Genomic DNA, 11,858 nt, shown 5'->3' with positions numbered 1-11,858 from the left:
TTGAAACAAAAAAACACAAAGCTATTCGTTGCTTTTGACCTCATTGAGCAGACGGCAGGTATCACTTATTATTCTGCAAAATCCTATTTCAACTTACTGATCAGCTCCTGTGCCTGCGTATAATTTGCTGTTCCTTCAGGGATTTTCTCCAGCCAGGTACGTGCATCCTTTTCATTTTCCTGCTTTAAGAAACTAAGTGCAGTATAATAAGCAGCATCGTATTTAAACACCGACTCCCCGTTGTAAAGCTTTAAAAACACGGTACGAGCTTCTGCTTCTTTACCTGTTTCGACTAAAGTGATGGCAAAGTAATAAGCCAGCAGTGTATTTTGAGGAGTCTCCATATACATTGGCTGTAATATTTTACGTGCTCCTGCATAGTCTTTTGCATTGTACAACGCAGCTGCTTTCTCAAGTGAGTTTGGCTGGTCTGCACCACGCTCTGCTACAGACATTTCTTTACTGATGCCATATTTCTCATATAGACTGGCCGACCAAGGTGCCCAGATCAGTAGACCGATCACCAAAACAGCGGCTATACTCATCCATTTCAGGTATGGTGCTATAGATAGTTTTGCTACCGGCACATCTGCTCTCTGTTCAGCAGGCAAATCTTTAATTAAATCAGCCGAATTAAAATATTGTTTATTCAATGTTTCCAGTGTCACCTGTACATTTTTATCTTCCACAGAAGGTGCAATCTTCATTTTTAAGGTTTGGTGAATATTGTTGTATTCAGCAACTAATTGTTGAAGTTCTGCATCAGCCTCCAGTTGTACCGCAAACCCTTCTTTTTCCTGAAGCTCCATATCACCCTCAAGGTAACGGGCAACAGTTAATAATTTCTCCTCATTCATCATTCTTCCGTTTTATAAGATTGAACCAATTTTATCAGAGAAGCCATGCATTCAGATTTCTTTTTTCTCAGGTAACCATAGGTGACACCCAAAGATTCAGCAACCTTTTCCTGTGCTTCTCCTTTCATGCTCCATTCTATGATCTCCCTGCAACGATCTCCTAATTTCTCAAATGCCCTAAAAAACAATTTGGACTGTGCCTCCTGGTTTTCAAGCTCATCTGCGTTAGCAAAAGTATCTTCTCCGATATGTAATAAATCCTCCTCGCTATTTGTTACCGGTAGAATTGATTTTTTTTTGATTTCATTCAGCCATTTGCGCTTGCATATCAGCAAGATATAAGGTTCGATGGGACAGGTAAGCTCCAGTGATTTGTATTTAGCCTGCCGGTAAACATCCATCAGTGCTTCCTGAAATATATCGGCAGCATCATCTTCACTCCCATTATTAAAGGTAATCCAGGATTTGACTTTGGCAGCACAACGTTTATAGATCTCATTGATGATCACGGCGTCATTGTTTACCAATCCGATAATATAACGCTGATCTGAATGTATGTTTTTGGCCATTGGCGGTGGTTATATAAAGGATACCGGCACTAATTTATAACTTCTTTTGATAGTGCGGTAAAAAAATATCGAAACAGGGGGTAACAAAATTCAAACGTCATTGATATCTATTCGAATCACATAAATGGCGGACGCTGAAAAGCCTGAAAAGAGTAAGCAATTTTTAAAATATGAAATCATGAAAAAGTTCAACTTAACATCAGCATTATTTATCGCATTGATCTCTTTAGGTCTGGCTTGTAAAAAAGAAAATGGCAGCGTAAGAAGTAACACTGTAAATTCAGCTAAGGAATTTACAGCTAAATTTGGTGCTCAAAAACAAACTAAGGAAATCAACGCTTCAGCACTTCCTCAGAGCGTAACTTTCCTTGACGGAACTAAAGTAACTTTCCCTGCGGGTTCATTAACTAAGGGAGGTGTACCGGTAACAGGTAGTGTCACTGTAGAGGCTTATGAAGTATTGAAAAGAAGTGCAGTCATATTAACTGGTGCAAATACAAATCATTTTTCAGGCGCTCCTCTTGCTTCTGACGGCTTTGTTTTTATTGATGTAAAATCTAACGGTGCTAGTGTTGACCAAAACCTGGCTGTACCGATTCAGGTTGCCATTCCTGCTAAACGTGACGGTGTTACACAGCTTTGGCAAGGTGTAGACCAGAATGACAAACCTCTGGTAGCTGGTGATGCTGCTCAAATGGCATGGCAGGCACCACGCAAAGCTAACGGCGTGAATGTAGAAGTAAATGCAGTTGCAAGTACGTTTACCTTTAACTTTGGAAACCTGGGATGGATCAACTGTGACGTATTTTATAACTATGCAAATCCTAAAACTACGGTAAGGGTTGAAGTACTGAACAATCCCGGATCGATGGCCAGCTTCCATTCTTATAGCGGCGAAACCTATGTATACTTCTGTGCTAAAGGCAGCAATGTAGTTGCTCAATTGTATACTCCTGATGGTGCTAATAAAGTAAAAAGTTATGACAACATGATGCCTATCGGTTCTCAAGGTCGCATGTTCTCTTTCTCTATCAAAGATGGCAAATTCTACTATACTGCCGTTGAAACTACAATCACAGCGAATCAGAACATTACCCTTAGCTTAACTGAAACTACTGAAGCTGCTGTGCAAGCTGCCATAAATAGTCTGGATAATTACTAACATCTGCTTATAAATACACCTTAAGATAAAGTCCTTTGATTAGGGCTTTATCTTTTTTTAGTTATTCTAGATAATATTGTTAATTTTATTACTCAGGATGAAAAATTTACTTTGCGCAATCTCTCTCCTGTGTTTCGGAACTGCCGGAGCACAAACCCAGCCTATCCCCCCTAAGATAGTTGCTGCCGATACTGTGCCTGCCATCATCAACCACAAGATCGAGAATGGCATAGTTAAATTTAGTTCTGTTTTGAGGCCTTTGAGGCCAATAGCCGGTGCACCGGAACCATTCTACACCTATTTCTGGGAATTTGGGGATGGTAAATTTTCCTTTGAAAAAGAACCTGAACATCAATATCCCGACTCGTTACTTTACAACGTTCGCCTGTTTGCAACCAACAGCTATGATGATGGAAAACCACCTCCCTCAAGACCAAAACCCTTAAAACCCGGAAGCAGTAGACCAATTTTGGCTTCAAGCCATACTGAACCTTCATTTTTTAAATCCGGAGGATCAATAGAAATTAAGACGAATTGCATGCCTAAACCTGGAGAAGACATGATGCTGATCCTGGGCTATAAGAATAAACGGGAGAGTGGACTTGCCAGCTTAAATGGCACCCTATCTGTCTTCTATAACGACAAGGAATTTACCAAAGACAATTTCGCCCTGGTAGAGACGAGAGCTTACAACAATGAGAAAAAGACAACCATTGAAAAAGAGGGCACATTTGCCGCTTTAAAACCCGCTGTTTCAGCACATCCTTTTTATGCCATTGGCGGACCCAATATTCCCGATTTTGACGCTGCTGTACTGGATCCCGATGGTACGGCTTTGATCCGCGAAAAAATGGCTGCATTCAGAACTACCGAAAGCTGGAAGTTTGAGGAACTTAAGGCTGGCGAGGAAAGGTTCCTGTTCATGCAATTCAAGACTACACCTGAGATGATCAAGGATACCAACGCCGTGGTAAAGCTAACGGGTATGTTCGTCCCTGATAACCCTTTGGCCACTACCGAGTTCTTTACCATGGAACTGCAGATTGTAGCCTCACATGACCCAAATAAGATGATGCTGAAAAACAGCCGAATGAACTATAGGTTCACAGGCAAGAAAAAGCAGCTTACTTATAAAGTAAGGTTTCAAAATACGGGAAAGGGTCCCGCAAAAAAAGTAGATGTGGGCGTAGCTATTGCTGAAGTGCTGGATATGAACAGCATTAAAATCCTGGATTCAAAACCCAAACTGATCATGGCCGACTCGGCCTATGCCAATCAGAGTGCGATGGATACCGTTCACACTGCCGACAGTGTGCATTTTGTATTCAAAAACATTTACCTGCCTGGTATGCAACAGAAAGGTGTAAAGGATGCCGACTCCACTATGGGTTATATCGAATACAGCATCGGTTTTAAAGTAAAGCCAAAGAAACTTCCTTTTAAAAGCGGAGCGGCCATTGTATTTGACAAAAATGAACCTATTTATACCAATAAAGCTGCAGGAAGGTATAAGATGGGCTTATCGCCCGGAATTATAGCCGGCTACGGATTTCCGTTTGAAAGCGGCAATACACCTTTTGCCGGACAAAAAAACATCACCTTTGGTGCTACATTGGCTCCTTATGCACCGCACAGGTATTACTGGCAGCTAGAACTGTACGCGAGTTCCTTTGCTGAAAAAGAATACCTGATACAAAGAACAGAGGGAAATGACCGGATCGTACCAGTGCTTGTAAATGGCAAGCAAGTAGAGGGCCGGCTAAAATATTCGGACAGTACCGCAAAAGTGAAAGTAATGACCATCAATATAGTTCCATTGCAGCTCAGGTATAATTTCAATAAGTATTTCGGTGCGGGAGCAGGTACACTGGTCTCTTTAAATATCAACAAGCAGTCCACTCCAGCCAAAGAAAGCTTATACGAAGTATTGAGTGCGAATGGAGTTGGAACACCATTGACTGTCAAGGAATCTTTTGATAAGATCAGCAGCAATTTCAGCGACTTTCAAAATACTTTATTTGCCGATGTTCAAATCGGGAAAGTACATGTTGGGCCATCGATAGGATTCAGATATTTGTTTACCTTACAAAACACAAATAACAGATTGATCACTTATTTAACGTGGAAGTTTTAACCCGGTTTTTACTAGTTTCACTACTCACATTTACTGTGGTCCAGGCTCCTAAGGATTCTGAACAGCACGTTAAAACCGCCTTAGATTCGTTAAAAAAGACCAACAACCTTACCGACTGGCTTTACACCAGAATAGACCACAGCAACATTAACCGTAGGAAAAGCCTGTCATTTTTAATGAAAACTGAGCAGGACGCCTGGAGAAAAGCTAAAACGCCAGACGAACACGGTGCCTGGCTAATGCTCCTGAGTAACCAGGGATACAATCAGCTATTTTCCGGTAATATTTTAGAGTCTATTAACAGCTATGAGCATGCCTATAATTACTGGACGAAGCATAACCTGAACATAGAAATCACCGACTACATATTAAAACCTTGGGCAAATAACTATACCAGGCTTGGCGATTATGAAAAAGCATTATTTATTCAGCAGAAGATACTGGACTTTGCGATAAAAGAGCATGATAATGAGCTCGCTGCCTCTACTTATAACAACATGGCCATATCTTACCGCTCTTTGGGTGATTTTAAGAGAGCAGAAGAATCCATCAGGCTCGGGATCACAAAAACTCAGGCCAATTCACGGGTGCGTATCTTGCTGGACAATACCCTGGCTGATATCTATAAAGATAAAAACGATCTTTCAAATGCGGAACAGATCATCAGCGCCAATATTGCCAGGCAAAAGAAACTGCAACTTGATATTCAAACCGCCTACTGGCTGCTCAGCAGTTACATCACAGCGGGTAATGTGCAACTGGCCAAAAGAAACTACACCACGGCAGAAAAATACTATCATCTCGGACTTTCAATAAACAACCAGTACTACAAAGGAAACCGGCTAAGGGAGAAAGCAAATATCATTACTGAACTCGGTAAAATTAAGCTGAACCAGGGTAAGGCAGTAGAAGCGATCAATTATTTCAATCAGACTTTGAGTACGTTTGGCTTATTGAGCCCATCAGGCAGTGTAAATGAAACAGCTATTTTTGGCGACAATCGTATCATTGATGTCTTCTATCAGAAAGCCCTTGCCTATTTAAGTTTGGGTGATGATCAATCGGCACTTGAAAACATCAGGCTGTCATTGTTTGCTGTCGATAAGATCCGTTTTGAACTGGCTGATGTAAAGACCAAGCAAAGGTTTCAGGGAGAAACGAAACAAATGGCCGAAAAGGCCATTGAGATCGCCTTTAAGCTGCTGGAACAAACAAAGCAACACCACTATGCCGAGGTAATTCTCGATATCATTGAAAAAACCAAAGCAAGAACTTTACTGGATGACATCAGGAGGAACCAGCAGCAGCTCACACTGCAGACCAAAGACAGCTTGTTTTTATCGAAACAACGTTTAGAGCGGGCAATAACATATAATGAAAAACAGTTGCTCCAGGATCCTGAAGAAATCAGGTCGTTGAGTAAAAGTAATGCCGATCTTAAATTCAAACTGGAATCTGTAGAGAAGCAGTTGAGAGAGAAATACCCGGCTTTGGGAAGCGTAACAGAAGCTAGAAAACTGGCTTCATCCGGAGTCCTGAAAAAACTGCCTCAGCAAACACACATCATCGAGTTCTTTATGGGCAAAGAAGTCATCTATGTGATAGAGGTAAAAAACAGGCAGGTCAAACACATCAAAAAGATCGTTAATGCATTGCCGGTAAAGAATTCCATCAACGAATTTGTAAACACTTTTTATCGTCATGGTCCGGCTGCAATGTTGGATCAGCCTAAACAGTTTTTCATGGCTTCGAATGCGATTTACAAAACACTACTGGCTGATTTTGAATTGCAAAATAGTCAGCAGGTAATCATTATTCCTGATGAGGTACTCGGACACCTGTCTTTTGATGGCTTGATCACCGACGACAAATACAATCCTTCAATTTCCGCATGGCCTTACCTGATCAAAAAAACCAGCGTATCTTACGCATTTTCGATACAAACTTTACTGAATCAGTCTGAGCAAAGAAAAAACGACAGTAAGGCGTTTGCGGGCCTGTTCATTACCCACGAGAACAAAGGAACAAAGTACATTCCTGCAGTAGCGAAAGAAGCCGAATCCATTAAAAAACTGGTGGCGGGCGACTTTATAACAGGCAAAGATGCTGACGTAAATCACTTCTTTGAGGCCTTCGATAAAGCCTCCGTTTTACACATCAGCACGCACTCCTATCTTTCCGGACTCCAACAGGAACCAACACTTGCATTGGAAGACAACCAGGTCTTTTTGTTTGAACTATCGGCCCGCAAAACAGCACCTTCATTGGTAGTATTGAGCGCTTGCCGGACTGCAGATGGCATTATGGCCTCAGGAGAAGGGATCATTAGTCTGAGCAGGGGATTTGCAGCAATAGGAACGCAGGGAACTATCGCAGGTCTATGGAATGTGAATGATGAAGCTGCTGCAGCCATTACCGCTGACACGTATCAAAACCTGATCAATGGAAAGGAAATCAGCAAAGCTTTACATCAGTCCAAACTAAATTGGCTAAATGGTAAAAGAAACGGCGAACAGGAATACCTTCCCTATTACTGGGACTCGCTGATTTTTATAGGTCATGATCAGAAACTGGCTATAGAACCTGCCGGAATGCCAATTCACATTTTACTAATCATTGGATCGGCGATCTTATTGGCATCCGGTATTATTTACCTTGCTTTAAAACGATTGCGGCCAAAGGTGGCACATTGATCTCTATGGAATATTCACGACCGTGGCAACTGACCTGCTGAGGTAATAATACGTTTTCATTCAGCTTTCCGCTTCCAAAAAACTCCGTTGCATCAGTATTGAATATTTCTTTCCACTTTGCTTTGAAAGGCAGCCCTACAAGATAGTTTTGCCTGTAAACAGGTGTCAGGTTCAGGATCACAATCAACGTATCTTTTGCCTTTTTTCCTTTTCTTATATAAATAAATATGGAGTTATCTGCATCATCAGCGGTGATCCACTCAAACCCTTCATGAGAAAAACTATGTTCGTATAAAGCAGGTTCGGATGTGTACAATTTATTAATGGCCCGTACTGTTTTTTGCATCCCTAAATGAGGAGGATGCTGTAGCAGATGCCAGTCTAAAGAGTTCTTAAAGTCCCATTCGTGTGTCTGGGCAAACTCATTACCCATAAACAGCAGTTTCGTACCGGGCTGCGTAAACATGTAAGCATACAATACCCTTAGGTTCGCAAACTTCTGCCATTCATCACCCGGCATTTTATAGATCATGGATGATTTACCATGCACCACTTCATCATGTGAAAAGGGCAGCATAAAATTCTCACTAAAAGCATAGGTGATGCTAAAAGTCAACTGATGATGGTGGTATTTCCTGTTGATCGGATCATTTTTAAAATACTTCAATGTGTCATTCATCCAGCCCATCATCCACTTCATTCCGAAGCCTAATCCACCTGCGTAAACCGGACGCGTAACCCCCGGATACGTACTGCTCTCTTCTGCAATGGTCTGCACACCTTCGTAGTTCCCATAGACAGCCTCATTTAAATCCTTAAGGAACAGTACTGCACCCAGATTTTCACTTCCGCCAAATTCATTGGTAGCGGCTTCTTCAGCCTTTCTGGAGAAGTCAAAATATAACATAGAAGCCACTGCATCTACCCGTAAGCCATCAGCATGGAATTTATCCAGCCAGTACAGTGCATTGCTGATCAGGAAAGACCTGACCTCATTTCTGTCATAGTTGAAAATATATGACTTCCAGTCGGGATGAAAACCCTTACGCATATCTGCGTGCTCATACAAATGCGTTCCGTCAAAATTGTACAGTCCATGTGCATCTCCCGGGAAATGCGAAGGAACCCAATCCAGTATCACAGCAATGTTGTTCTTATGCAGTTCTTCTATCAGGAACATCAGCTCCTGTGGTGTCCCGTGCCGGGAGCTTGCCGCAAAATAGCCTGTGATCTGATACCCCCATGATGGATAATAAGGATATTCCATAATCGGCATCAGTTCCACGTGTGTAAACCCCATGTCGAGTATATAAGGTACCAAACTAGCTGCTATTTCCTTATAAGTAAGCACACGTTTAGGATTGCTCGGATCGCGCTGCCAGGAACCAAGATGCAGTTCATAAACGGACATTGGAGCATTTAATGCATTTACTTTAGGGCGCTTTTTCAGCCAGGCCTTGTCCTTCCAGGTATAATCCATATCCCACACTACAGAGGCTGTCTTTGGCGGGTGTTCCCACCTGGTCGCATACGGATCGCCTTTTTCTATGGCGCTGCCATCAAAACCTGTGATTGCATATTTATAGACTGCTCCTTTCTGAACATTAGGAATAAAGCCTTCCCAGATTCCGGAGGAATCCAATCGCCGGTTTAAGGAATGCGCTTCCTTGTCCCAATGGTTAAAATCACCTATTACACTCACTGTCTGGGCATTGGGAGCCCAGACAGCGAAGTATGTACCATCTGCACCATTCAGTTTGATAAGGTGGGCACCAAATTTTTCGTATAGCCTGAAATGCTTGCCTGAGATGAATAATGATATGTCAAAATCGCTAAATAAACTGTGGGCAAGCACTTCCATTAATTGTATATTTTAATCGTGGTGAAATTTTTATTTGATTTAAAACGCAAACAGTTACGTTCATCTATTGTATAATCCGTGATGTCTGCATCATCAACAGTGATCTTATTTACATTGAAAGGTAAGCCGATCACATTGTAATTGTACAATTCATAGTTTGGAGTATACAATCCATCTCTGCTTTGTTCTATGGTCAAGGCGTATTCAGTTCCTTTTACAATGAATTTTTTCTCCGAATAGATATCCTGCTCATAAGCAAACGTATCTCCATGATCTTCGAACAGGAATGAATTGACCTCGTAATCGGCAAAGTAGACATTTAACATCACTTCGTCTATATCTTTTTCACCCACATACTGCATTACAGGATATTCAGGTATTACAGAACCAGCCCTTACAAACAAAGGCATGTGATCCAGAGGTGTTGCAATGTTGTGCTCGCTTTCGCCATTCAATACCTCATGCGTCCAGAAGTTATACCATTTGCCTTTTGGCAGATAGACCATGCGTGATGCGGCTCCCTGTTCCAATACAGGGCATACAAGAATTTTATCTCCAAACGTAAATTCATCCTGACGGAAGCTATTTCCGATATTTTCCTGTTCCAGCATGACCAAAGGCCTTAAAATAGGAAAACCATAGCGGTGATGTTCCCAGAACACAGAATAAAGATATGGCATCAATCTATATCTTAATTCGATGTAAGTCCTGTTGATGCTGGTATACGGTTCTCCAAAGCTCCATGGTTCTCTTTCTGCAGTATCTCCTGCAGAGTGCGCACGCATGAACGGAGAGAAAGTACCCAGTTGAATCCATCTCGTAAACAATTCCGGATCCGGCTCTCCACTAAAACCGCCTATGTCGGTTCCGCAGAACGGCACACCAGAAACTGACATCCTTTGACACTGGATATTCCCAATCTTCAGGTGCTCCCATGTGGCCACATTATCGCCAGTCCACACACAGCCATAGCGCTGCATACCAGAGTACCCGGCACGTGTGATGGTAAAAGGACGTTTATTGCGCATTAGTTTTTTCAACCCATCATAAGTAGAGCGTACCATTTGCATTCCATAAACATTATGTGCCTTACGGTGTGAGCCGCGGTAACCATCGTAGTTGTGTCTTACATCGTTCGGGAATGTTCCTGAACCGAATACTGCTGGTTCATTCATATCATTCCAAACACCGGCAACGCCTATATCTACCAGCTCTTTATACAAGCCTCCCCACCATTCACGAACGGTAGGATTGGTAAAGTCGGGAAACTGGCATCTGCCCGGCCAAACATGGCCTTCCATAAAGTAATCGTCACTTCGGCGACAAAAGAAGTTATTTTCTTTCCCTTCTTTAAACACCCAATAGTTGTCATCCACTTTAATTCCCGGGTCAATCATCACTACTGTTTTAAACCCGTCATTGGCCAGTTCCTTGATCATTCTCTTAGGATCAGGAAAGTGACTTTTGTTCCAGGTAAAGCAGCGGTAGCCATCCATATAATCTATATCCAGGTAAATGGCATCGCATGGAATGTTTCTTGAACGGAAACCATCTGCTATTTCTTTAACTTTCTTCTCCGGATAATAGCTCCAGCGACATTGGTGATAACCCAAGGCCCATTTCGGAGGCATCGGATGTGTACCGGTAAGTGTCTGGTATCTTTTTACCACGTCCATCATATGCGGACCGTGGATATAGTAATATTGCAATTCTCCGCCATCAGCCCAGAAACTGGTTTTGCTGTTGTCTTCTTTTCCAAAATCGAAATAAGAGCGGAAGGTGTTATCGAAGAAGATACCGTATGCCGCTTGCTGGTGAACGCCTGTGTAAAATGGTATTGTTCTATATAACGGGTCCTGGTCCCAGCCAAAAGAATAAGCATCAGTATTCCAGTTTTGGAAATGACGCCCTCTTAAGTTCATGTTTCCAGACTTGTCGCCCAGGCCAAAGAAGTTCTCCTCTGACTGGCACTTTTTGGTAGCATATACATAATAGCCTCCAAATTCAACGTTCTCTTCCCAGTGCATTGCAGAATCGTCTTCACTCATCACCATCTGACTAAGATTCTCCGTAAATGACACCAGAAAATCACTCTTTCTTACCTTACAGGTAATGGTATTTGTAGATATGGCGTAGTAATCCTCCTGCTCTTCCAATTTAAACGTGGTGACTTTCTGATCAACCACAGGAACTGCGTAAGAGAAATCATCCAGGAAGACACCATGAGGGGCAAGTCTTACGCGAATGATCTCATCGCTTACTACCCTTATTTCCACCCGGGCATTGCCATCTCCAAAAAAGAACTTATTGCCTTCGTTCGCTACGTTATTTACCGAACTTAAATATTTCTTAACGATTGGCTTTAAGTCTGTAACCGGGTTATTTAAATGCTGAATGATTTCTTCAGTTTCTTGAGTATTTATATTTTCTAGTATTTCTTTGTCTTGTCCGTTTATTTCTTCCATGAAAAATCGCTTTAGTAAAATTTATCCCACCATATGATCCTGCGTCAGATCGTGTATTTCATACACCTAAAAGTGTTAAAATTTCTATAAAAACCAAAGGATTATTGTGAGATAAAA

At 41.9% G+C, this 11,858-nt stretch carries 7 protein-coding genes; 3 read left to right on the top strand and 4 right to left on the bottom strand.

Annotated elements, in window-relative coordinates; translation table 11 throughout:
* Positions 1–83 precede the first annotated feature (83 nt).
* Both FA047_RS00900 and FA047_RS00895 read right to left on the bottom strand, forming a co-directional pair.
* Positions 84–860 carry a tetratricopeptide repeat protein gene (locus tag FA047_RS00900; protein ID WP_136834109.1) on the bottom strand — a complete coding sequence of 259 codons (777 nt, stop codon included), beginning with the start codon at positions 858–860 and terminating at the stop codon, positions 84–86.
* Positions 857–1,426, bottom strand: a complete 570-nt coding sequence (locus FA047_RS00895; protein WP_136834108.1) for an RNA polymerase sigma factor — start codon at positions 1,424–1,426, stop codon at positions 857–859. The genes FA047_RS00900 and FA047_RS00895 overlap by 4 nt, the downstream gene beginning before the upstream one ends.
* A gap of 178 nt (positions 1,427–1,604) precedes the next feature.
* On the opposite strand from FA047_RS00895, the gene FA047_RS00890 reads away from it, so the two are divergent.
* From FA047_RS00890 to FA047_RS00880, 3 genes are all read left to right on the top strand, one after another.
* Positions 1,605–2,588 (top strand): hypothetical protein, encoded by a 984-nt coding sequence (locus tag FA047_RS00890; RefSeq protein ID WP_136834107.1) that lies wholly within the window; start codon positions 1,605–1,607, stop codon positions 2,586–2,588.
* A 97-nt stretch (positions 2,589–2,685) separates the two neighbouring features.
* Positions 2,686–4,722 carry a DUF7849 domain-containing protein gene (locus tag FA047_RS00885; protein ID WP_136834106.1) on the top strand — a complete coding sequence of 679 codons (2,037 nt, stop codon included), beginning with the start codon at positions 2,686–2,688 and terminating at the stop codon, positions 4,720–4,722.
* Positions 4,710–7,415 carry a CHAT domain-containing protein gene (locus tag FA047_RS00880; protein ID WP_136834105.1) on the top strand — a complete coding sequence of 902 codons (2,706 nt, stop codon included), beginning with the start codon at positions 4,710–4,712 and terminating at the stop codon, positions 7,413–7,415. Before FA047_RS00885 ends, FA047_RS00880 begins: the two co-directional genes overlap by 13 nt.
* Here the strand turns inward: FA047_RS00880 and glgB are convergent.
* Positions 7,369–9,276: a 1,4-alpha-glucan branching protein GlgB gene (gene glgB / locus FA047_RS00875; protein WP_136834104.1), complete on the bottom strand. Its 1,908-nt coding sequence runs from the start codon at positions 9,274–9,276 to the stop codon at positions 7,369–7,371. The genes FA047_RS00880 and glgB overlap by 47 nt on opposite strands.
* Complete coding sequence (locus tag FA047_RS00870) at positions 9,276–11,741, bottom strand: glycoside hydrolase family 31 protein (RefSeq protein ID WP_136834103.1); 2,466 nt, start codon at positions 11,739–11,741, stop codon at positions 9,276–9,278. The genes glgB and FA047_RS00870 overlap by 1 nt, the downstream gene beginning before the upstream one ends.
* Positions 11,742–11,858: the final 117 nt, after the last annotated feature.

It is taken from the genome of Pedobacter frigoris (assembly GCF_005116445.1).
GTDB classification, from domain to species: Bacteria; Bacteroidota; Bacteroidia; order Sphingobacteriales; family Sphingobacteriaceae; genus Pedobacter; species Pedobacter frigoris.
Note: the sequence above shows the minus strand (reverse complement) of the source record. Positions and strands in the feature narration are given on the sequence as shown.